This window comes from Acetobacter oeni (assembly GCF_011516825.1).
GTDB classification, from domain to species: Bacteria; Pseudomonadota; Alphaproteobacteria; order Acetobacterales; family Acetobacteraceae; genus Acetobacter; species Acetobacter oeni.
In genome coordinates, this window is the sequence record NZ_WOTA01000003.1 from 57,953 (window position 1) to 79,959 (window position 22,007).

The 22,007-nt window shown below is 56.3% G+C and carries 20 protein-coding genes; 12 read left to right on the forward strand and 8 right to left on the reverse strand.

The annotated features are described in order from the left end of the window. The first annotated feature begins 179 nt into the window (after positions 1–179). Together GOB90_RS02725 and GOB90_RS02730 are read left to right on the forward strand one after the other, a co-directional pair. Positions 180–2,201, forward strand: coding sequence for an NADPH-dependent 2,4-dienoyl-CoA reductase (locus GOB90_RS02725; protein WP_146884962.1), 2,022 nt, complete (start codon positions 180–182; stop codon positions 2,199–2,201). Positions 2,202–2,424: 223 nt separating this feature from the next. Further along, positions 2,425–3,576, forward strand: a complete 1,152-nt coding sequence (locus GOB90_RS02730; RefSeq protein WP_146884960.1) for an aromatic ring-hydroxylating dioxygenase subunit alpha — start codon at positions 2,425–2,427, stop codon at positions 3,574–3,576. 148 nt (positions 3,577–3,724) lie between these two features. On the opposite strand, the gene GOB90_RS18825 is transcribed toward GOB90_RS02730, so the two are convergent. The 3 genes from GOB90_RS18825 to GOB90_RS02745 all read right to left on the reverse strand — a co-directional run bounded on the left by GOB90_RS18825 (position 3,725) and on the right by GOB90_RS02745 (position 5,567). Next, positions 3,725–4,102: a hypothetical protein gene (locus GOB90_RS18825; protein WP_183187338.1), complete on the reverse strand. Its 378-nt coding sequence runs from the start codon at positions 4,100–4,102 to the stop codon at positions 3,725–3,727. After that, a complete protein-coding gene (locus GOB90_RS02740; RefSeq protein ID WP_242011749.1) occupies positions 4,099–5,058 on the reverse strand; it encodes a VOC family protein in 960 nt (319 codons plus the stop codon). Before GOB90_RS02740 ends, GOB90_RS18825 begins: the two co-directional genes overlap by 4 nt. Positions 5,059–5,294: 236 nt before the next feature. Continuing rightward, the gene (locus tag GOB90_RS02745) at positions 5,295–5,567 is read right to left on the reverse strand and encodes a sulfurtransferase TusA family protein (RefSeq protein WP_146884958.1); all 273 of its coding nucleotides are present in this window, start codon (positions 5,565–5,567) and stop codon (positions 5,295–5,297) included. 266 nt (positions 5,568–5,833) lie between these two features. Here GOB90_RS02745 and GOB90_RS02750 point away from each other — a divergent pair, with 266 nt between their 5' ends. The 4 genes from GOB90_RS02750 to GOB90_RS02765 all read left to right on the forward strand — a co-directional run bounded on the left by GOB90_RS02750 (position 5,834) and on the right by GOB90_RS02765 (position 9,428). Further along, positions 5,834–6,361 carry a Fur family transcriptional regulator gene (locus GOB90_RS02750; protein WP_373322034.1) on the forward strand — a complete coding sequence of 176 codons (528 nt, stop codon included), beginning with the start codon at positions 5,834–5,836 and terminating at the stop codon, positions 6,359–6,361. Further along, positions 6,358–7,206 (forward strand): GNAT family N-acetyltransferase, encoded by an 849-nt coding sequence (locus tag GOB90_RS02755; RefSeq protein WP_146884956.1) that lies wholly within the window; start codon positions 6,358–6,360, stop codon positions 7,204–7,206. Before GOB90_RS02750 ends, GOB90_RS02755 begins: the two co-directional genes overlap by 4 nt. A 41-nt stretch (positions 7,207–7,247) precedes the next feature. Next, positions 7,248–8,861: an apolipoprotein N-acyltransferase gene (gene lnt, locus GOB90_RS02760; protein ID WP_242011750.1), complete on the forward strand. Its 1,614-nt coding sequence runs from the start codon at positions 7,248–7,250 to the stop codon at positions 8,859–8,861. A 75-nt stretch (positions 8,862–8,936) separates the two neighbouring features. Then, a complete protein-coding gene (locus tag GOB90_RS02765) occupies positions 8,937–9,428 on the forward strand; it encodes a helix-turn-helix domain-containing protein (protein WP_146884954.1) in 492 nt (163 codons plus the stop codon). Here GOB90_RS02765 and GOB90_RS02770 read toward each other — a convergent pair whose 3' ends face one another. Further along, positions 9,429–9,821 carry a hypothetical protein gene (locus tag GOB90_RS02770; RefSeq protein ID WP_242011751.1) on the reverse strand — a complete coding sequence of 131 codons (393 nt, stop codon included), beginning with the start codon at positions 9,819–9,821 and terminating at the stop codon, positions 9,429–9,431. Positions 9,822–10,216: 395 nt separating this feature from the next. Between GOB90_RS02770 and ssb the strand changes: the two genes are divergently transcribed. Beyond that, positions 10,217–10,732, forward strand: a complete 516-nt coding sequence (gene ssb / locus GOB90_RS02775) for a single-stranded DNA-binding protein (RefSeq protein ID WP_146884951.1) — start codon at positions 10,217–10,219, stop codon at positions 10,730–10,732. Positions 10,733–10,853: 121 nt separating this feature from the next. Here the strand turns inward: ssb and GOB90_RS02780 are convergent, their stop codons facing one another. Further along, complete coding sequence (locus GOB90_RS02780; RefSeq protein WP_146884949.1) at positions 10,854–12,176, reverse strand: autotransporter strand-loop-strand O-heptosyltransferase; 1,323 nt, start codon at positions 12,174–12,176, stop codon at positions 10,854–10,856. 125 nt (positions 12,177–12,301) lie between these two features. Then, positions 12,302–12,832: a hypothetical protein gene (locus tag GOB90_RS02785; RefSeq protein ID WP_146884946.1), complete on the reverse strand. Its 531-nt coding sequence runs from the start codon at positions 12,830–12,832 to the stop codon at positions 12,302–12,304. Positions 12,833–13,096: 264 nt separating this feature from the next. On the opposite strand from GOB90_RS02785, the gene GOB90_RS02790 reads away from it, so the two are divergent. Next, a complete protein-coding gene (locus tag GOB90_RS02790) occupies positions 13,097–13,960 on the forward strand; it encodes an EcsC family protein (RefSeq protein ID WP_146884944.1) in 864 nt (287 codons plus the stop codon). 86 nt (positions 13,961–14,046) lie between these two features. Here the strand turns inward: GOB90_RS02790 and GOB90_RS02795 are convergent, their stop codons facing one another. Further along, positions 14,047–14,202 carry a hypothetical protein gene (locus tag GOB90_RS02795; protein WP_173571894.1) on the reverse strand — a complete coding sequence of 52 codons (156 nt, stop codon included), beginning with the start codon at positions 14,200–14,202 and terminating at the stop codon, positions 14,047–14,049. A gap of 38 nt (positions 14,203–14,240) precedes the next feature. Further along, on the reverse strand, positions 14,241–15,215 hold the full coding sequence (locus GOB90_RS02800; RefSeq protein ID WP_146884942.1) for a 2-hydroxyacid dehydrogenase: 975 nt from the start codon (positions 15,213–15,215) through the stop codon (positions 14,241–14,243). Positions 15,216–15,425: 210 nt separating this feature from the next. Here GOB90_RS02800 and aat point away from each other — a divergent pair, with 210 nt between their 5' ends. The 4 genes from aat to GOB90_RS02820 all read left to right on the forward strand — a co-directional run bounded on the left by aat (position 15,426) and on the right by GOB90_RS02820 (position 21,544). Beyond that, a complete protein-coding gene (aat, locus tag GOB90_RS02805) occupies positions 15,426–16,100 on the forward strand; it encodes a leucyl/phenylalanyl-tRNA--protein transferase (RefSeq protein ID WP_221223401.1) in 675 nt (224 codons plus the stop codon). A 191-nt stretch (positions 16,101–16,291) separates the two neighbouring features. Continuing rightward, complete coding sequence (locus GOB90_RS02810; protein WP_146884938.1) at positions 16,292–16,993, forward strand: DUF4412 domain-containing protein; 702 nt, start codon at positions 16,292–16,294, stop codon at positions 16,991–16,993. Between the two features lie 10 nt (positions 16,994–17,003). Further along, entirely contained in the window at positions 17,004–17,627 is a 624-nt protein-coding gene (locus tag GOB90_RS02815; RefSeq protein ID WP_242011752.1) for a hypothetical protein, read from the forward strand. A 605-nt stretch (positions 17,628–18,232) separates the two neighbouring features. After that, a complete protein-coding gene (locus GOB90_RS02820; protein ID WP_146884935.1) occupies positions 18,233–21,544 on the forward strand; it encodes an efflux RND transporter permease subunit in 3,312 nt (1,103 codons plus the stop codon). The last annotated feature ends 463 nt before the right edge of the window (positions 21,545–22,007 follow it).

A 22,007-nucleotide genomic window follows, 5' to 3' on the forward strand; every position in this document is an offset into this window, starting at 1 on the left:
TTGCGGGCGCAGCAGAGGGTGTTCCCGGCTCTTTTCGCATGTCAGTTCGCCGGGTGCCATACGGAATCCGGGGGCAGATCAGGCCGGGTGTACACATAATCCGGAGCACCCGTGCAATGCGTTGTATAACATTTGCCACGGCAATATTTTACGAAGCAATTGTATAAAGGACGAGCGCCATGTCGCGCTATCCGGCTCTGTTTTCTCCTCTCGATCTTGGTTTCACGACGCTGAATAATCGCGTCATTATGGGATCGATGCATACCGGGCTGGAAGATGAGCCGGACGGGTTTAATCGTCTGGCGGCATTTTATGCCGAGCGCGCTGCGGGTGGAGTCGGGCTGATTGTCACAGGGGGCATCGCGCCTGGTGCTGCCGGGCGGACTGGCCCCGGCAGCGCCGTGCTTATGACTGAAGCCCAGGCTGAGAAACATCGTCCCGTGACCGATGCTGTTCACAGGAATGGCGGGAAAATCGTGATGCAGATTCTGCATGCCGGTCGTTATTCCGCTCAGTCGTTACTGGTCTCACCGGGCTCCGGCCAGGCGCCGATCAGTTCTTTCGCGCCTCATATGCTGACGGCCGGAGAAGTCGAACAGACGATCGGAGATTTTGTCCGATGCGCGGCTCTGGCCCGGTTTGCCGGCTATGACGGCGTCGAAATCATGGGTTCTGAAGGATATCTGATCAACGAATTCATCGCCTCACAGACTAATGATCGTGATGATAAGTGGGGCGGACCTTATGAAAATCGTATCCGTTTTGCTGTCGAAATTGTGCGGCGCGTGCGGGAGGGAGCCGGGCCTGATTTTATCCTGATCTATCGCCTTTCCATGCTCGATCTGGTTTCCGGCGGCTCCACGTTTGAGGAAGTCATTCAGCTCGGGAAGAAGATGGAGAGTGCAGGCGCCACTCTTCTCAATACCGGAATCGGCTGGCATGAGGCCCGTATTCCTACGATTGCGACCTGTGTGCCGCGTGCCGCGTTCGCCTGGGTGACGAAGCGGCTGAGGGCGCATGTCTCTCTGCCGGTGGTGGCGACGAATCGTATCAACACGCCGGAGGTTGCCGAGACGCTTCTGAGTGAAGGTTATTGTGACCTTATCTCAATGGCGCGACCGTTCCTTGCAGACCCTCAGTTTATGCGAAAGGCACGCGATAACCGGGCGGATGAAATCAACATCTGTATTGCCTGTAACCAGGCCTGTCTGGATCAGGTTTTTGTCGGGAAAACCGCCTCCTGTCTCGTCAATCCTCTGGCGTGTCATGAAACGGAGCTGATGATTGTGCCTGCGGCACATCGCAAACGGATTGCGGTCGTGGGAGCGGGACCAGCCGGACTGAGTTGCGCCACGACGGCAGCCAGGCGCGGTCATGATGTGACCTTGTATGAGGCCGCTACTGAGATTGGTGGCCAGTTCAATATTGCGAAGAAAATTCCGGGAAAGGAGGAGTTTCATAATACGCTGGCTTATTTTCGGAGGCAGATTGAGCTGACAGGCGTAAAGCTTCTGTCGGGTATTCGTGTGGGTGCAGAAATATTATCTGTCGGATCATTCGATGAGATTGTTCTGGCAACCGGCGTGACCCCACGTATCCCGAATATCGAAGGTATCGGGCTGGCAAAAGTTCTGACCTATGCTGAGGTTGTGCGCGACGAAAGGATTGTCGGGCAGCGGGTTGCGGTGATCGGCGCCGGAGGCATTGGTTTCGATGTTTCTGAATATCTGTCCCGGAGCAGTGAAAGCGAGACACTGAATCCGGCACGATTCAATGCTCGCTGGGGGATCGACACCGAATATCGCCTGCCCGGTGGCCTGGGGTCGGAATGTGTCGAACCGTCGGCGCGTGAGATTACGATGCTGCAGCGTAAGCCGGGCAAAACTGGCGAAGGGCTTGGCAGGACCACGGGCTGGATTCATCGGGCAGAGCTGAAAGCCCGGAGGGTGATGACGATGTCTGGTGTCACATATCGCAGGATTGATGAGGCTGGTCTTCATGTGGCTATTGCGGGCCAGGACCGGATGATCCCGGCCGATACAGTGGTGCTTTGTGCCGGGCAGGAGTCATTGCGCGAATTGTATCAGCCGCTGAGCGATGCGGGGTGTATCGTGCATCTCATCGGCGGGGCAGATGTTGCCGTGGAACTGGATGCCAGGCGCGCCATTGATCAGGGTGTGCGGCTGGCGGCGCTATTGTGAGAGGTGGTCTTCGGGGCTCGTTGCCGGGAGACGTTGTGGACGGAGGCATATGGAGTGAAGAGCCGTTTTTTCTTTGTTTCTGAAAATGTGATGAAGTGTGCTGACGTCTGACAAGGTTAACCTGGTATCCGTCAGATATCTCTGTATCTCAGAATGTAAATATTACAGGGTATTTGGTAAATATACCCTGAATTTCTGAGATGTTCAGTTCTTCTTTACCGGGATGCTTCAAAAGGAAGCCCGTTCCGGCGAAGGAGAAACAGATCCCGTGGTGCCTTATCCTTTTTCTGAAGGCAATCAGTCCTGGCCCCGGCATCAGTGGTATATCGCGGCCTGGAGCCGGGAGGTCGGCTCCGTACCCCTGATGCGAAAAATTCTTGATCAGGAAATAGTCTTTTTTCGAACAGCATCCGGCCGAGCAACGGCCGTATCAGGCCTCTGTCCGCACAGACAAATGCCGCTCGCAACGGCGCAGATTGTCGATGATCAGCTCATCTGTCCGTATCATGGAGCGGCATTTGATGCAGAAGGCCGCTGTGCGCGGCTGCCGTTTCAGGAACATATTCCGGGAGCGATGAATCTGAGGTCATTTGCGGTTGAGGAGAAAGGGCCATTCATCTGGGTCTGGGATGGGGATGCTTCAACTGCGGATATCGGCCTTCTGCCCGATGTAAGTTCGCTGGGTCTGATGAACGAAAATTACAGTCTGTTCGGATGCGGGCTCCGTCATGTCAGGGCACGGTCCCAGATTGTGCTCGAAAATCTCTTTGACCACTCTCATATTACATTTACTCATGCGGCCTCCCTGGGGACCAGGACGCAGGCGGAAGGCCCTCCGAAATCATTCGATATCACAGACCGGGCGGGATATCTGGCGTTTCGCCATTCTTCACCGTGCCGGCCGGTGACAGAAGCGATGCGGTTACTTTTTCCTGCGATCGGTTCTTTCATGCGCGTTGATTATCGCGTCGAACTGTTCGGGGTGGCGCTGGTTAATACCGTGGGAACCGAAAGCGTCTCGTGCGACGAACAGGGAGAGTCACAGGCGACAGCGGGGCGCATGAATTTTTTTCACGGTATTACCCCGGAAACAGCTACGACGACGCATTATTTCCTGGGCGGAACACGTGATTTCGGGCAGGACAACGATGATTACACATCCGTGTTGGCGGAGCGAAATGAGCGTGTGGTCGACGAGGATATAAAACTCCTTGAGTCGATAGAACCCTATCTTGAGCGGACGGATGCCCGGAGCGAGCCGAATTTTACGACAGATGCCACCGCCATTCGCGTGCGCCGCCGAATAGAGCGGCTGATGCAGGAGGGCGCCGGAGCAGGGCATGTTACGGCAGAGACTGCTCCGGAGGCCTTCTGACGCGAAGGAAAGAAGTTGTTTCGGTCAGGACAAAGTTTTTTGTCGAAAGCAGTCGTGATCCTTCACATGGAATCCTTAGTGCATCCATAGTCGTCTGGGATCTGCTCTGTAACTGACTCTACGTTTTCCGGGAGGACGGAAGGGGCGATCAGCGGCCGCGTCCACCCCCTCCGCCGCCATGTCCACCACCGCCGGGTCCGCCACCACCGTGTCCCCCTCCGCCACCTGCATGCCCGCCGCCACCTGGAGCGTTACCACCCCGGCCTCCGCCGCCGGGACTTCCTCCTCCACGTGGGCCGCCACCGCCGCCGGGGCCACCACGCCAGCGGGCACCGCCGCCGTAGGGGCCGACACCATAACCGCGTCCCCAGCCGCCCCAGCCGCCATTCCAGCCACCACCGTAACCGTAATAATTACCGCCGTAGCCGCCATAACCATAGCCGCCATCATAGGCGCAGCCTGTCAGCAGGCAGGTGACGCCGAGGGTTGCGACGAGAATCAGTTTACCGGGCCGAAATGTTATCATTTTGCTTCTCCGGCATCTGTCGGCGCATGCCATTCCATGATTCCGAACACGGCGCCGGCCGGGTCGGTCACAACGGCGATCATACTGTTGTTATGATCCAGATGCGGTTCGACAAGCACACGGCCGCCCAGCTGAGGAACTTTTTCCGCTGTCGCGCCGACATTATCGACCTGCACAAAGTTCATCCAGCGCGCCGGAGCATTTGCCGGCAGGCCGGGCGGGAGAGGATTCACCGTGGCCCGCGCAAAGTCCTGAGATTCCAGCACATAACGCAACGGACTGGATGGATCCTGCTCCGCTTCAATCCGATAGCCGAACAGTTTCTGGTAGAAACCGGCGGCATTCGACGGGATGTCTGTCAGCAGTGCATTCCATATCCATTCGCCTTGGACCGCGGGTGTATCTGAATCCGCAGGGTCGCCGCTGTCCGAACGAATGGCCGCGAAAATACCGCCCTGAGGATCTGCGATGATGGTTTCCCGTCCAAGCCCCGGGATATTTCTGGGCTTGAAAAGCACTTTGCCACCCCAGTCCCGCGCGGTCCTGGCAAGGGTATCGGTGCTGTCAGTTGAAACAAACGGTAACCATACCGGCTCGCGGCGGGCCGTGTCTCCGTCAGGCGGTGGCTGCTCAACGAACCCGGCGACGTTCCGGGTTCCGATCATTGCCTGCGCATAGTGTCCCCGGGAGACGGGGATATCCCTGAACGTCCAGCCAAGCAGTTCGCCATAGAAAGCTTTTGCTTTTTTCAGATCCGGTATGGTCAGCTGGGCATAGACAATTTTGCCGGGCTGCAAAGCCTTTGTCGGCGGGGCGACAAGCGGAGGAAGTAAGTCTGCCGCCCGTGCATAATGCGTTAGCGGGGAACAGGATGTTCCGAGCAGGAGCGCTATTGCAGCGTGGTGAATGCGCCAGCGAGGGAGGAAGCCCCCGGGAAATGAGGAAGAAGACGGCAAGGCAAGCTCTCCTTATCAACAGGGCGGCCAGGGCATTACGTAAGCGGTATCACGCCATATCGACTCAGGATACACAAGGCAGGCAGATGGCCTCGTGCTCGCCGCAATCTTTGTCTGAAACCTGGCATCGCGTGTCGCGCGATGATTCGGCGTCACGTTTCGACTGAATACTCTTGTAATGCGGCTGGTCACAAAATGGAGAGCTCGTTTTTCTGTATGATAACGAATCTGTTGTCTCAGGGACCTGCTTTGCGAATCAGCAGAATGGCCGTGCCGTCTCCGCTTTCGTGTTGTGACAGGATTTTGTGTCCAAGGCTTTCCGCCGAGCGACGGACGTTGCGCAGTGGCTCACTGCCGTGCAGCGTCACCTGAAGTAAAGCGCCCGGGAGAAGAGCATCGAGGGCGAGACGTGTTCTGACGAAGGTCATCGGGCATATTTCGCGAGTGATATCGAGCTGAGTGACAGGCGGAGGGATGTTCCCTGGGCGGGAAGGAACTGCGGTTGTCATTTTCCTAAGCTGGAGGGATATGCAGTCTGCCGCAAGGTTCTTTCAGCGCATGATGCGGGTCATATTCGCGTCGATGCGATATCGTCTTTGCGGGATGCTGTTTCCTTTACAGACTGAATGGGGCAGAATACGAACGGTTTGCCTGCCAGGCTGCGGTATCGTGCTTTCGCGGAATCGGAAAATGGTGGTCGAATGGATCGTTTTTGGCTCAATCAGCTACGCGGAAGCGCATGGTTCGTGAATACACTGGCAGCAGGAAGCATGCCGTGACTCCGCCTCAGAATTCCTCCCAGGCCCGTTCTGTCCACGTCGTAAGTTCGGCGGACAGTCAGGAATCCAGGATCGGGCGTCTGTGCGTGGAGCGCGGTCTTAAAATGACGGGGCAGCGGCGAGTGATTGCGCGCGTGCTGTCGGATGCGGAGGACCATCCGGACGTAGAGGAGCTCTATCGTCGGGCATCGGCTCTTGATCCGCGTATTTCGGTGGCAACCGTGTATCGCACCGTTCGTCTCCTCGAAGAAAAGGGCATCCTTGAGCGCCGGGACTTTGGTGGAGGACGGGCTCGCTATGAAGCCAGCGAGCATGGTCGGCATTATCATCTGATCGATGTGGACAGCGGCAAGGTGACGGAGTTCGAAGACGAGGAGCATGAGGCACTGATGCGTCGGATTGCCGAGCGTCTCGGTTTTGAACTCGTGTCAATGCGTCTGGAACTGTTCGGGCGTCGGCTGAAACAGGCGGATGCACCTGCCGCGACGAAAAAAGCAAAGCGTGGCAAGGGAAGCGCCAGATGAGCGCCGACAAGCCGCGCGGGGCCACGCTTTCTACTCTTGAACTGCAGCGCGACGGTTTTCCGGAGTTGCGCGGTGGCAATCTGGGTGTAAGGATTGCGTCCACACCTGAGGAAATCGAGGCGGCGCAGGCCCTGCGTTACAGGGTGTTCTTTGAGGAGATGGGGGCGCATCCGGATGAGCGGGCCCGGAGTCTGAAGCGGGATGTCGATGAGTTCGATAATTACGCGGATCATCTGCTGGTTATTGATCATGCCATTTCATCGGGGCCCGAAGGTGTCGTCGGTACCTACAGGCTGATGCAGGGGCAGGCGGCTGAAATACTGGGTCGCTTTTATAGCGAAAGTGAGTTCGATCTTTCGCCGCTGAAGAAATTTCCTGGCAAACTGCTCGAAGTCGGGCGCTCCTGCGTCGATGCCCGTTATCGCGGACGGGCTGCAATGCAACTGCTCTGGCGCGGCATTGCGTCCTATATTTTCCTCTATCAGATTGATGTGCTGTTCGGCTGCGCCAGCCTGCCCGGAACACAGCCGGACGATGTCGCCGAGGAACTGACCTATCTTTATCATAACCACCTCGCACCGCCCGCATTGCGGGTGAAGGCTTTGCCGGAACGCCGTGTGGATATGTTGCGTTGCGATCCTCTCAGTCTCGACCGGCGCCGTGTGCTGACGCGTCTTCCTCCCCTCATAAAGGGCTATCTCCGGCTTGGCGGTTATGTCGGAGATGGGGCCGTTGTAGACCATGGTTTCAATACGACTGATGTAGCTGTTCTGGTTAAGAGCGAACTCCTGGCCGATAAATACTATCGCCACTATGAACGCCGCCTGCGCGATGCGCTCGACTGAGCGCGGTTTCGGTTTCTGAAAATCTGAAAAAGGGTAAGAGGATGAGTGCCCTGGCGATCCGGGAGCGGGGCGGGGAAAGCGTGCGTGAAACATCGCGTCTGACCTGGCGGAAGCGCATGAGTTTCGGGCTGAAACGGCTTGCTTTGCCCCTGTTTGCCGGTGCTCTGGCTGCGCTGGGCTTTCCACCATTACATTTTCTTCCGGTCCTGCCGCTCGCCTTTTTTATTCTGCTGCGCTCTGTCGACAGGGCGCCGACGATGAGAGGAGCGGCAGCGGCGGGATTTGCGTTCGGACTAGGACTTCATACCGTCGGGCTCTACTGGCTGATCAACGCGGTTCTTATTCGTGCCAGTGATTTCTGGTGGTTTGTGCCTTTCCCGTCGCTGGGCTGTGCGTTGATTCTGGCACCTTTCGCTGCGGTTCCGGCTGCGCTCTGTCGCCTGGCCCCTGCTGGCTGGAGGCGTGGTGTACTCTTTGCCGGACTCTGGACGCTTTGTGACATGGGGCGGCTGTTCCTGTTCAGTGGTTTCACATGGAACCCTCTGGGCAGCGACTGGGCCTTTCACGGTCTGGTCGGCGATATTCTGATTCAGCCATCTGCCTGGATCGGCGTTGACGGGCTGACGCTTGTGACGGTGCTTATGGCCGTCCTCCTCCCGCTCGGGCGGCGGTTTGTCTTTCTCTGCGGAATGGTTCTGCTTGTCTGGATCGTTGCCGGAGCCACACGTTTTTATGAAACCGGGCATGAAATCAGTCAGGCTGAGGCGGGGCATCAGCCTGTCGTTGTCCTGGTCCAGGGGAATGTAACCGAGATGGAAAAGATCAGCCGGACGGATATTCAGACAATTTTTGATCGTTATCTGAGACTCACTCAGCAGGGGGTTGCCCGTGGGGTGGATATTGCCATGAAAGCCCCGGGTGCGGCACCTCCGGTAGTATATGTCTGGCCTGAGACGGCCTATCCGGGTGTGCTGGAGGAAGATGGTCTGAGCCGAACTGTCATCGCGCGGGCTGCCAGCGGTGCGAATGAGGGCATGATCGGCACGCTCGGGACCGGACCGGACGGGCGCTGGCGTAATTCAGTGGTGGCGATTGACAGTGCCGGTCGTTTTCTGGAGCGCTATGATAAGGCGCGGCTGGTGCCATTCGGAGAATATCAGCCGCCGTTTCTGCCGCTTCAGATTGTTCCGGGCGGCGGGATGACTCCAGGACCCGGGCCGATAAGCTGGCATCTGCCGGGGCTGTCCGATGTCGGTCCTCTCATCTGTTACGAGGTGATTTTCTCAGGGCATGTTGTAAACCGGCATGATCGTCCGGCCTGGCTGGTCAATGTGACCAACGATGCCTGGTATGGAAACAGTGCGGGGCCTCGTCAGCATCTGGCTGCTGTGCGTCTTCGTGCTGTAGAGGAAGGTTTACCTGTTGCCCGGGCCGCCAATACCGGAGTGACGATTGTCTATGATGCCCGCGGTCACGAGATGGGACGGCTTGACTGGGGTGTGGAAGGCACGCTTGTGCGGACTATGCCACCGCCTTTATCTCCCACACTTTTTGCCCGGTTTGGACAGACGATCCCTGTCATTTTGTGTGTTTTTGCCATGGGGATCGCCATGCTGCGGCCCCGGGCAGGTTACATAAAATCGATATCAGGTTAACAAACGCAGCTTCTGGTTGTATGTTAACCTCTGATTGTTTGCTGGATAGTCCGGCGGATACGACAGGAGCAACTCATGGCTGACGAAGAGAGTGGGAGTCGTATCAGAGATCTTGATACCCATGTCGGCGCTCGTATCCGCCTTCGTCGTGCCATGCTGGGGATGTCTCAGGAAAAGCTGGGCGAAGCGATAGGGCTGACATTTCAGCAGATTCAGAAATATGAACGTGGCACTAACCGGGTCAGTGCATCGCGGCTGTTCGATATAGCCAGAGTGCTCGATGTTCCGATTGGCTTTTTCTATGATGACATGCCGCTCGATCCGGCTGCCGTGCCGCCTGTTTCACCGGCAGTCGTAACAGGCTTTGCCGAGGCGCAGCAAAGTTTTGGCGGGCCGCCGACCATTGCGTTATCCACACCTTCGACGGCTTCCCTGGATGCGAATGTCCTGAGCCGGCGTGAGACACTGGATCTTGTGCGTGCGTATTACAGGATTCCTGATGCGGGCGTGCGGAAGCGCGTTCTGGATCTGATCCGGTCCATGGCTCCCCCATCTGACGGCATCTGATTATCCGCCAGAGGGCGATGGCAGCCGACAGAGATGCTGGTTTTCGGGCACCGGGGCCGCCGGGACCGGCATCCAGTGGGTGGGCGCAGTGCGTGGCGCTACCAGCCAGTTTCTCTCCTGGACATCCCATTTATCCAGCCAGACATAGTCGCCCCGGTCTGGCATATGAAAAAAAAGCAGGACGGCACTTCCGTTCTTCGGTGCGGATTCGATCGGACGCCATGCATCGGCCACGAACGCATTGAGGGCGAGTTGCATCCGGGCGCGGTAATGTGCCTGTGCTTTCGGGTCGAGATCGTACCATGAGGCGTCGCAGTAGTCGTAATACGCTTTTGCTGCATTCTCGAGTTGCTCATCAGAGATCAGGTGGCCGGTATCACGGCGCTGCGGCATGGCAGTCTGCCTTTCCTGGGATGAGGTCCATGCGGACAAATGTAAGAGGAACGCTCGCTTCTGGTCCATAGTTATGCTTCAGAGACGAGGTTATCCGGGACTGTGGCCTGTCACGGACAGGATTTGTTCGGCGTCGTCCGGATCATAAGGCCGGATATGACAGGGGCATTCAAGACCCGCAACATACGATGATGAATTTATACCGTATCTGGTTATTGGCTGGCTAACAGCAGCGGGTTTCCTGCCAGAATCCAGAAAAGGTCAGATTCGTTCAGTTGCAGGTGCCCGACCGGCGTAGTTTCGTGAGAAAATATCAGCCTGACGGTGGCGGCCCTCGTCGGATGGGACTACATGCGAGCATGTAAACGTCACTGGAATCAAAATGAGGGGCATCAATGGCTGGCAGTGTCAATAAAGTCATTCTGGTCGGAAATTTAGGCAAAGACCCGGAAATTCGCTCCAGTCAGAATGGTCAGAAAATTGCGTCTTTTTCGGTTGCGACAAGCGAGACCTGGAACGACCGGGCTTCCGGTGAACGTCGCGAGCGGACCGAATGGCATCGTGTCGTTGTGTTCAATGACCGTCTTGCCGATGTCGTCGAACGCTTCGTGAAAAAAGGTCGCAAAGTCTATCTTGAGGGGACACTTCAGACCCGCAAATGGACGGATCAGTCCGGGCAGGAACGCTATACGACCGAAGTCGTGCTCGATCGCTTCCGGGGTGAACTGGTGTTGCTTGATGGCCGGGGCGGCGCTGATGGCGGCGAGTCCGGTAGTTATGGTGGAGGCGGCGGCAGTTCATCATCTCCTCCGCGTCAGATCGGTGCGCCCCGTGGTGGTGCACCAGCCGCCTCTCCGGGCGGCTGGGATGCTCCCGGTGGCAGTGATCTTGATGACGAGATCCCCTTCTGAGCCACGTCGGAAATTTTATGCCAGTAAAAGTGTCGGGTGCCGTGACAGGCATCCGCACCAGGCACAAATGCCTGGATAAGGGTTTTTCAGGTAAGCTCTGATTTCCCGCTTTTCTGGCGTTTCAGAGATTTGGCATTGCGGGAAATCCCGGGATCGTGCTGATGACACGTTTGACATTTTCAACGGTAATTAATCGCGTGCACTCGAACTGGCGCGGTGTATTTGCATGACGCGGACACCACAGGAAATCCTTGTGATCGAACCGGTATCCCGGATCGTTCCAGCAGGAATTACAGGAATGCCAGTTCACGATTCGCCAGGGTGTATGAAACTCGTTTGTCGGATGCGTAAAGCCTGAGATCATTACAACCTTGCAGTTTGCGGCCCAGGCCAGCCACGACAGACCACTGGAAAGACCGATGAAAAATTCCGCATGTCGCAGCCAGCGGACGCGCTCGGTGAGCGGTCGGTCGCCGGTCTGATCTTCGGCTCCATGCGGGATTTGATTCCAGATGATCCCGGTGCCGTGAGCCGGCTTCTGATCAATACAGATGACCCGGTAGCCGCTCTCCTTCAGAAAAGTAATGATCTGCCGCCAGCCGTCGGGATTGTTCCAGTATTTGCACTGTGAGCTGCTTTGTGTGGCGATACACACATAGGGTTCTTCGACCGGGCGCGAGGTCTCTTCGTCGGGCGCCATCATCGGAATCTGCTCGGTCGGGTCCACGCCGAGAATATAGCCTGCCGTGCGGTGCAGACCGACGAGACGAAAGTCGCTCGGCTGCCAGATGGCGGCGGCATCATCGAAGAAGAGGCCAAGTGTGTAGGTCGCGTAGAATGTTTTCAGAACATCTTCATTTTCGACTTCTTCCGGCGTCATGAAGCAGATATGCGGATAGACGCTTTGGAAAAGCGGAATGATTGCCTTTGACATGGCGCAGGTCAGACGGCAGCCATGTAATTCAGCAAAACGCGCGACGTAGGGAAACCAGCCCAGTGTGTCGCCCAGGGTGCCGACAGGCAACTGGATCAGAACGTCCTGGTTACGACAGTCGAATTCGTGCGAAAAAACCTTTCCGGCGGTATCGAATATTTCGATACTGAAACGTACATAAAATCGCTTCGCGCTGTTGACCGTCGCTTTGCCTGCTTTTGTCTCGAACAGGACGTTGCCAGTATCGAGGTCGCGCAGCCGGATGGTCCAGGCGCCTTCCGGCAGTTGCACACGGCAGCCGAGATTGAAATCGAACCGGATATCGGCCGGACCAGTCTGGGTGGGGGTTGGGGCGGGTGGCACGAATGGCCCTTTTTCGGCTTTCGTGTTGTCGTCTGCTGAAGTTTTTGCCTCTGCGGGTTTGTTTTCAGCGCCGGAAGCAGAAGAAATGGCAGGTGTCTCATCCGGAGTGAGGGCTGTATCCGGTACGGAATTCTGTGTGTCAGGCATGCCGTCGTAATGATCCGTTTTGTATTATGCACAGGTCGTGCTGCGCTGTTTCGGGCGCAGAGGAATTAATAGAAAGTCGATTAAATAAGGAACAGTCCGGGAGCGGAAACCTCAGGCCCGGGAGGTTATGGCTGCCCCGCAGCCCCCCATGCACCTGTTGCATCGCGCCCCTTCCCTGGTTGTCCACCATAATTCTCATAAGTGAACGAGGCGTTATAGGGGGGCGTAACAGGAGCTTCCACACGAACCGGCACGCCAAACACGTCGAACTGGTGTGCCGTCGAACTGGCCGAACGTGGTAGCTGCTGGGCTTCAATCGGCACGTGGCCGCTTACAGGTTTCGTCGCAAGAACTGCATCGGAATGAGCGGCCAGCGTAACGTCGAAATCTTCCACGGGTTCATAGCCTGAAGGCAGAGGCTGTGCGGTTTCCTGGGATTCCAGGGATTGCGGAGCCTTTGTGGCCGGCACATTCGCGGCGGGCATGACCCGGTTCCTGTGATGCGCATGACGAACAGGAGAAGCCTGAAGGCTGGTCGCCGCGCTCTGTGTGAGTGCGTTGTCGGTCGGCTGAAGGGACGGATCAGTCTGCGCGTATGCTTCTGTGGCGAACGGAAGCCCGAGGTTTACAATGGTCGCAAGGGCGATGCCGGACATAATTTTTTTCATGGATGGACCCGTTATGCACATCGACTGAATACGGAAATCCGGACTGATGAATCCGGACCGGAAAGGGAGTGAACACCAGACAGAGACCCGGTGCGACGTGACAGATGACGTGTGAACCATAATCGGGGCTCCTTACGCGTTCCATAACAGAGTCGAATGCGCAACGCTTGCGGTCAATGAGTGTTTCCGCGAACCTGTTATGGTCTGGCGCGCTAATATACCAGACGCAGAGTGACACAGGACAGCAGCACAATGACTCTAAGCACGGGAAGCGCTCTTGCCCCACTGGCTCTCACAGAAGGCCAGATCACGGAGCTGGAGAAAGCACTGAACCAGGTTGAAGCAGGTCGGGGGGTCCTTGTAAGGCTGGCTGATCTGATGGGTGGGGCCGTGGGGCACGCCACACGACTCGGCATGCGCGGTCTCGGGATGACTCCTGCGATTCAGGATAAACTGCGTGGAATCGCCGAGACAGCGATTTCACGCGCATTTGATGTTGCTGTAATCGGAATGTCGGGACCGGTATCCGTGGCGTCTGCGCCGGAAGCAGGTGCGGATCGTGTTGCTCCGGGCAGGATACGTGATCGCGCTTTACAGGCTGCCGTCGCTGTTTCAGGGGCTGTCGGTGGGTTCGCCGGTGTTGTCGGACTCGCTCCGGATGTCAGTTTCACAACGCTGACCATCATGCGCGAAATTGCACGTATCGCGCGGGAAGAGGGCGAGGATCTGTCGACGCCTGATGCGCGCCGGGCCTGTCTGGAGGTTTTTGCGCTGAAGGCTTTTCCGAATATCGGGGAGGGGCGCGAGAGTGAGCTTGGGTATTTTTCCGCCCGCACCGTGCTGCGGGGGCGTCCGGTCGTGATGCTGATCTCGGAAGTCGCCTCGCATTACGGCCTTGCGCTTGGACATAAAATTTCGCTGCAACTGATGCCGGTGGCGGGAGCCCTGTGCGGCGCTTCACTGAATGCGGCGTTTCTGGCGCATTATCAGGCGCTGGCCAGAGCTCACTTTACGATTCGCCGGCTGGAGCGTGAACATGGTCCGGTCGTGCGCGACACGGCTGTGGCCCTGAGGGAGCAGGCGATGGCGCGGGCGGAAACAGAGAGCGCCGGCTAAATTATTGTCGCATCGGCGGACATGTTTTTCGCTACTGTGTGAATTGTTGGACAGTAAGATTGAAGTGCCCGGTTTCCGGGCGCTTCTCAGGGCGTTTCATGCAGCGTAATCCATGAAGCGGATACACCGGGAATCGTATAGATGACTGCCACGACAAGCGCGGCAGGTGCATAATGCGGAGCGATCGTGGCTATCATCGCCGTCAGACCGATACCGCCGACACAACTCACCAGCATATGCATCAGACTAAACTCCTGTTCCTGTGTGCCGGATATGAAAATTAAGCCTTAACGGGCGTGAGCAGCGGTTTGCCTGCAACTTCTGCAACGACATTGTCGAGGGCCAGCATACCCATAGCGGTGCGGGTTTCGATGGTGGCGCTGCCCACATGGGGGGTCATGAACACATTTGGCTCTGCCAGAAGGCGTGGGGCCGGATCGGGTTCATTACGACAGACGTCAAGTCCTGCGCCGAAGAGATGGCCGCTGTTCAGTGCATCGAGCAGCGCATCTTCATCGACCAGAATTCCTCGTGCTGCATTGACGAAAACGGCGCCTTTCGGAAGCAGGGAGAGGGTCTTTGCGTTGATGATTGAATCCGATTCCGGATTGCCTGGCAGGTGCAGTGTCAGAATCTGGCACTGCGGAAGCATGTCAGACAAATTGCCGAACCATGTTGCGCCATGCTCGTCCAGAGGGTCGAGCCGGCGACGGTTGTGATAGAGCACCTTCATGTCGAAGCCCTTTGCGCGCTTCGCCACAGCTTGCCCGATGCGGCCCATTCCGATGATGCCCAGGGTTTTGCCGCTCACGCGAACGCCGAGCAGTTCGTCCATAGCCAGCGTGTGCCCCCAGCCATTCCTTATAATTTCGGTATAGGCCTTTACCCGACGTGACGCGGCGATAATCAGCATCATGGCGAGATCGGCATTGCAATCCGTCAGCACGTCCGGCGTGTTGGTGACGGCGATCCCGCGATCGAGAATTGCTTTCACGTCGAGATGATCGAGGCCAACGCTGACTGTTGCGACGATCCGGACGGATTTCGGAATCCGTTCCACGTCAGCGCCTCTGATTGCGGCATGATGGGTCACCAGCAGTCCTTCAGCCTTTGTCTCCTCAGCAAGACGGAAGACTTCATCCGTGGACAATGGTGACGTCGGAACCGGAGGCGCATCGAACGAGGCGGTGATGCGGTCTTCAACGGGCTGCGGCAGGCGCACGCTACGGATAATACGTGGACGGTTTTCGGGCATCGGGAGCTCCGGTCTGACAATTAAGGTCGGGCGACTATCCGGCATAGGCACCGGAAACCCATCGTCGCAAACGACCTGAGAGAGGAAAATGTTGCCGGCTGATAAGAAAAGCCATGCGCAAAAAAGCCTTTGCCGTAAGCTCAGGCAATCTTATGTCGTAAAAAGGAGATGTTGTGGTTACAGTTTCGTCAATCGCAATCAGGACAACCTATGGCTGCTGAAATGGCGCTGACGCCGGATATGATGTTGCGTGCCTACTCAATCGGGCTGTTCCCTATGGGAGACAGTGAACATCCGGGGCGTCTCGACTGGTATGATCCTGATCCGCGTGGCGTACTGCCTTTGCAGGGATTTCATCTGCACCGTCGTCTTGCCCGGACTGTACTGAGTGGCGTGTTCGATATCAGGACAGATACAGTATTTGAGGAGACGATGCGGGCCTGTGCGGCGCCCGCTCCCGGGCGCAACTCGACATGGATTACAGAGAGCATCATTTCTCTGTTCTGCGCGTTGCATGTGGCAGGATTTGCTCACAGCGTGGAAGCATACTGTGCCGGAGAACTGGTCGGCGGTTTGTATGGTGTTTCGCTCGGTGGTGCATTTTTCGGTGAAAGCATGTTCAGCCGAAAGACGGATGCTTCTAAAGTTGCGCTGACTCATCTGGTGGCGCGCCTGCGTCTCGCGGGCTTCTGTCTGCTCGATACGCAGTTCGGTACCTCTCATCTGGCCAGCTTCGGAGGCATCGAGATTTCAGCATCGGAATATAAAGACATTCTGGCCCGGGCGATCACTGTGCCCGTCGTCTGGAATGATGTGACCGCCGAAGACATCGCAAAGGAGATTCGCCGGATGCGGGGGGAGAGGCGGGCACAGGCCGGTTCATGATTGTGAGCGGGCGGTCCGACGGAGTTTTGAGGGGCAATCCCTGGCCGTGTTATGTTGTCGTTTCCGAATGGCGCATCCAGTTCTTTGTTTTTGCACCGATTTTTATTCGGGAAGCGGTTTCCATCTGATTGGGAACTGCTCTAACGATAGCGCGATTAAAGATGAACACAGTCCATATGGGAGCCTCATCGATGTTCAGAAATACGCTTTTCACGGACAGCTCCGTAGTAAAACGTGCAGGCCTGATCGCTGTGGCTCTCGGGATGTTTGCGCCATTGATGGCTCATGCTCAGGGAGATCATCCGCCGCTGATGCCGGCGCGTGATGCGGTGGTAACATACAGTGTGCAGCCGGAAGGGGCGCCGGATAAGCAGGAGGTGAAAGTCTGGTTTGCCTCGGAGGGCGCGCGGATGCGGATTGATTCTCCGGACGGAGCGGCTTCGACGGTTCTGAACCGAACGGCGCAAAGCGTCATGATTATACTGCATAAGCAGCGTGTCTTTACGCTGCTTACGGATCGCGGTGCGGTTCGCAATCCATTTCTGCTCGACGTGTCGATGCAGTATAAGAAAAATGGCCACACCACGATTGCCGGAATTGACTGCACACGCTGGATTGTGACGTCAGGTAAGGGCCAGGCCGATGCCTGCGTGACTGACAATGGTTTGATTCTCAGTGAGAGTGGCGTGGACGCAGACGGTCTGAAAGGGCAGCTGACGGCGCTGTCAGTCAGTTACGAAACAATTCCGTCTACGGAATTCGAAGCGCCGTCAGGCTACCAGCAGGTCCGGCGTCATCGCATCAATCCGGACCACGCCCCGGCTGGTCCGGTCCTCGGGCCGGATAGCGGCCCGCCGGCGCCATCATCCCCGGCTCCTGCGTCCGGAGACTGAGTTCAGGCTTATGACGGAATACAGAAAAAAGCTGCCTCCAACCGGGATAATTCTGTTTTCCGGTCTGCTGGGGATAATCGGGATCTGTTTTCTGCCGTTTGCCGCGAAGGCAGAAGATGTTTCTGCCGCAAGCCCCGCCGGGCCATATGTGACGCCTTCCACGGATGTCGATGTGCAGTATGAAATGGACTCTCCGGATGGAGGACCGCCCGTTCATCAGCAGATGCGCTGGCAGGCAGCTTCCCTGCGGCAGCGTGTCGATCCGGAAAACTCAGTTGTCTACATGGTGACATCCTGGAAGGACCGCACACTGACCGTACTGGACACGCTCAGGCACACGCGCAGTCAGATGGCCGCGCCGGGAACGGCTCTCACGATGCCCGGGCAGATACCGGCAGGGTCATTTCAGCGCCTTGGAACGGATCTGGTCGCGGGTCAGTATTGTGTGATCTGGCGTACAACGGATCAGGACGGACGTCAGAGCGATGCGTGTTACACGGATGACGGGATCATGGTACTCGTCATGCAGCAGGGCAGGAAAGTGGTGCGTGCTGTATCAGTCAGCCGCATCCCGCAGGATGATGCGATTTTTGCGATTCCCGCCGATTATAAAGAAGCGGCTCCGGCGCATTAATCGGGATTTGATTTCCTTATTACGCGGGTGCGTTGCCGGGACGAACCTTTCGGAAATGCCTGTCATTGTTCGCGTGAAAAGTAATGTCTGCCCGGTGAGAGCTGAACGAAGTCGGCTCGGATGACAGGGTGAATATGCCTTCTTGCTGCATCAGCGATTTTAGAGGTGGACTGGCCATCGCCTGCATAGCCGATGAATGGTTCGATCCGGAATGGAAACAACAACCTTGCTGCAATAAAATGGCTCTGTGGGGATGAGCGCCCAAAGGGCGATGGTCACAAACGAAACGATTATGGCCGGAGCTGGAAAACGGGAGTGCCACAAAGCATCTGAACGCACTTTCCCGGATATTTTTATGCATTCTGGCATACATATATCGGCTTGTTTTTCAGAAGTCAGATTATGTTCTGAGCCGACAGCGTTATTTTTTCTGCCAGACGCGGCGGAGCGCCGAATAACGTCCTGTTTCTGGCATATAACGACGTCTCTTTACGTGTTAAGATAATTCGAAATCAAAACGGGTTGGCTGTATGAACCGGTGTAACAGGGAGAAATTGCACTTCCGTGAGGGGCTGGGCTGATGACATGACCGGAAGGCTGCTCGCGTGAACCTGTGTCGTGTGTTCATCCTCCGTCCGGTGGCAACGATTCTGATCGCAATTGCTTTCGTCTTTGCCGGGGCTCTGTCGTACCGGGCGATGCCGGTAGCCGATCTGCCGAATATCTCGGTGCCGGTGATTTATGTGATCGCCAATCAGCAGGGAAGTTCCCCGCAGCAGATGGCGAGCGCCGTGACAACTCCGCTGGAGCGTCATCTGGGTAACATTGCAGGGCTGACGCAGATGACGTCAGATTCGACTGATACATCGGCTTTTATCTTACTCTTTTTTGATGATGACCGGGATATCGACGGGGCTGCCCGCGATGTGCAGGCGGCGTTGCAGGCCGCGCGGCAGGACATGCCGCATACGCTGATCGAGAACCCGCAATATTATAAGGCCAATCCCAGCGATAACCCGATTATTGTCGCGACGCTGACGTCCGATACGCGGCCCCTGATCAGTTTGCGGGACTTCGCCGAAACGCGCCTGCTCCCGCAACTCGCCGGGATTCGCGGTGTTGGCTGGGTGCAGCCCGAAGGCTCGGCGAAGCCGGCGGTGCGTATCGAAATCAACCCGTATGCGCTCTATAAATATGGTATTGGCTACGAAGATATCCGTTCTGCGCTGGCCTCCGCGAATGCCAATACGCCGAAAGGATTTATTGACAGCGGCGGCCAGCGGATGCTGCTGGCGACGAATGATCAGGCACGCAAGGCTGAACAGTATCGTGGCCTGATTGTAGGTTATCGTAACGGCCGGCCCATACGATTAACCGATGTCGCGGAGGTCCGGGACGGTCCGCAGAACGAGCGGCAGGCAGCATGGTTCAATGGGAAACCGGCAGTGCTTGCGATCATCCGGCCGCAACCCGGTGCGAATGTTATTGAGGTCACGGACCAGATCAAAGCTCACGCTCCACATCTGCAAAGTATCCTGCCTGCCGACGTGAAGTTGACGCTGGCAGCGGACATGTCGCTGAGCATCCGCGCCGCTCTGGTCGATACCCAGTTCACGCTGGTGATTTCGTTGATTCTTGTCGTTCTTGTCGTTCTTGCGTTCCTTCGCTCGCCCCGATCGACCCTGATTCCCGCCATCACGGTTCCGGTTTCACTCGCCGGCTCCCTCGGTGTGATGCATATGCTCGGGTTTTCGCTCGACACGCTCTCGCTGATGGCTCTGACTATCGCTACAGGGTTTGTTGTCGATGACGCGATTGTCGTAGTTGAAAATGTGGCCCGCCACATGGAAGACGGAATGAGTCGCATGGAAGCGGCTATCCATGGTTCGCGCGAAATTTCGTTTACAGTTTTATCGATTACCATCTCGCTGATTGCAGTGTTCATGCCTTTGCTGCTGCTGTCGGGCACCGCTGGTAAAATCTTTTATGAATTCGCGATGACTCTCGCGACGGCGGTAACAATCTCGTTTCTGCTATCGATGTCGCTTACTCCGATGATGTGCGCTTATCTCCTGGAAGTGCATCATGGTGGCCCGGCCGACCAGGGAAGCGGCCTTGCCAGGCTGGCTCACAAAGGGTTCGATGCGATTGAGGCCGGACTGAATTTCCTGCTTCGCGTTTATATGCGTTCGCTGGATCGCACACTGCGTTATCGCTGGCTGGTTCTTGCGACTTTGCCGCTCAGCGTCATTGTGACTGTCGCCGTTATCATCTTCATGCCGAAAACAATTCTTCCGGCAGAAGACATCGCCTTGCTGTCGGGATTTGTCAGTGCGGATCAGACCAGTTCTTTCACCGACGTCTCACGGAAAACGAAACAGGTCGTGGACGCCATGGGGGCAGACCCTCAGGTCACGTCTGTTGTTGCATTTACCGGCGACGATGCCGCCAATGAGTCTGAAGCCTTTGCCGTGTTGCGGGATAAGGCGTCGCGTTATGAAACACCTGAGATGATTGCGGCCCGCATACAGAAGCGGGTTGAAGATATTGCTGGTCTTGATGTGCACATTTCAAATTCAGGCGACGTGAATGGCGGAGGGGGACGCCAGCATAAGGGGAATTACACTTATGTTTTTGAAAGTGACAGCGCGGAGGCGATCTATACGTGGGTGCCTCGTCTGGAGGAGGCGCTGCGTCACAGTCCTGTTCTGACTGATGTCAGCACGAATGTGCATAATGCCGGATCTGCCCTGCATGTCGATATTCAGCGCGATACAGCTGCCCGCTATCTGATCACGCCACAACTGATAGGGAATGCACTGTTCGATGCTTATGGCCAGCGCACGGCGTCCAGCATTTCAACCTCTCTGACGACCTATTACGTGGTGATGGAAACTGCAAAGCGTTATCGCCAGAATCCTGAAGTTCTGAATACCATGTGGGTTTCGACGGCTGGGGGCTCGGCGGGCGGCGGCACGGTCTCGAATTCTATTCGTGTGACATTATCCCAGGCGGCGGAATCGACGACTGCGAAGCTGAGCCAGCAATCTTTTCGGAATCAGATTGCCAACAGTCTGGCCGGGGGAGCCGGAGCGTCGAACGGATCGGCGGTCTCATCATCATCCGAGACGATGGTGCCCCTGGTCTCCGTGGCGGATCTGAACCATCGCCCGACGCCTTTGAGTATCAGTCATGAGAGTGGCTTTGTCTCAGGTTCGATTTCATTCAATCTGCCATCCGGAAAAGGAATCAATGACGCTGAGGCCGAAATCAGGCGCGTCGCCATCACCATTCATATGCCCGATACCATTCGTGGTGGCTTTTCGGGGCGGGCCGCAGATTTCAGTAAAGCCATGTTTAATGAAGTGCTGGTATTCATCGCGGCCCTGGCGACGATGTATGTAACGCTGGGTATTCTGTATGAAAGTTATATCCATCCGCTTACTATTCTCTCTACGCTGCCGTCGGCGGCGGTCGGAGCGGTGCTGGCATTGTGGTTGTCCGGACAGTCTTTTTCGTTGATCGCCATGATTGGCGTCATTTTGCTGATCGGGATCGTCAAGAAAAATGCAATTCTCATGATCGATTTTGCATTGCATGCCGAGCGCGATGGCGGAATGACACCCGATCAGGCAATTCGTGAGGCTTGTCTCAAACGTTTCCGTCCAATCCTGATGACGACGCTGGCGGCTGCTCTGGGTGCCGTGCCTCTGGTTATCGGCAACGGTTATGGTGCGGAACTCCGGCGCCCACTTGGTATTGCCGTTGTCGGTGGTCTTGCGATGAGTCAGTTACTGACACTGTATTCAACGCCGGTCGTTTATCTGTTTATGGAGGCGATGCGTCGCCGGATGAAAAACTGGCTTCCTCGTATGACAGGGAAATCCGGAATTAGCCGGGCGTCTCTGACGAAGTAGCAGAATATTTACGCGCAAGACGCGTGTTTCAGTTTTTCTCTGGTAAAACCATTTGAGTGTATGCTCCTGAATAATTATTAATATTTAACCTTGGCACCTCAGGCGCGCTTGCTTGTCTTAACATCCATCTCATGTATCAGTAGATATCTGGTCTGGTCGGAGGCTGTCTCCGCTCCAGAGCATATTAGATAAAGATAAGGACAGATTTTATGAGTAAGGATACCTGTACGACGGGAGGCTGTTGTGCTCCTAAAAAAGGCTGCTGCAGTTTGAAAAAAATTGTCGGGCTTGTTGTTTTTACGGGCATTGCAGGCCTTCTCTGGAAGAAATTCAGAAAATCCTGAGTAATCAGAAATAAATTGCATGAACTAAGAATCTCCTGTCCGCGTTGTTTTATGATGCCGCAGGCAGGGGAGTAATGAATTTCCCCGGGTCAGCCTTGATGAGAATATTTTTATAAATA